This is a genomic window from Rubrivivax albus (genome assembly GCF_004016515.1).
Lineage (GTDB): Bacteria > Pseudomonadota > Gammaproteobacteria > Burkholderiales > Burkholderiaceae_C > Rubrivivax > Rubrivivax albus.
Map to the genome: position 1 here is coordinate 1 of NZ_SACT01000066.1, position 285 is coordinate 285.

General features: G+C 71.2%; 1 protein-coding gene. It reads left to right on the plus strand.

Features of this window, described 5'->3' with window-relative positions:
* A partial coding sequence (locus tag ENE75_RS24755) for a transposase (protein ID WP_199232427.1) occupies positions 1 to 285 on the plus strand: 285 nt, incomplete at both ends.

Sequence of the window (285 nt, forward strand, 5' to 3'; positions counted from 1 at the left end):
CGCACCCAGACCCAGCGGCTGAGCGCCCAGCAGTTCGTGCGCCGGCTGCTATGGCATGCACCCGCATCGCGGCAACACACCACACGCCACGCCGGGCTGTACAACAGCAACCACCGCGAGCACCATGTTCAGGCCTGCGCGCAGTTGCGCCAGGACGGTCACCCATGGCCCAGGCCCCAGACTTCACCGACGCCGGCACCGGCCACGCCGTGCCCGCACTGCGGCAAGAGCCTGCTGCGCACGCGGCGGCTGGCTGGACTGAAGCGGCAGGTGCAAGGGGCGCAC